Genomic DNA, 251 nt, shown 5'->3' on the forward strand with positions numbered 1-251 from the left:
CATGTGCGCGGCGACGACGACCTCGTACTCGGGGGTCTCGGTGCCCTCGATGGTGCCGACGAGGTTCCCCATCGCGTCCGAGCGGACCGCCTCGACCGCGCTCGCGTCCTCCAGCTCGCGGCGGACGACGTCGCGGACCGCGTCCTCGTATCCCGGTACGCCGTGTGCTTCGGTGAGTTCGGCGAGCAGCGACTCGTCGAAGTCGAAGTCGGTCATACCTCGCCGTCGGTCGGCCGGGTACAAAAAGCGAT

General features: G+C 68.5%; 1 pseudogene. It reads right to left on the reverse strand.

The features are described from left to right. Window positions 1-216: pseudogene (locus SM755_RS23985) on the reverse strand (M42 family peptidase); the annotation flags it as partial. Between the last annotated feature and the right edge of the window lie 35 nt (window positions 217-251).

The organism is Natrialba sp. PRR66 (assembly GCF_034808065.1).
GTDB lineage: Archaea > Halobacteriota > Halobacteria > Halobacteriales > Natrialbaceae > Natrialba > Natrialba aegyptia.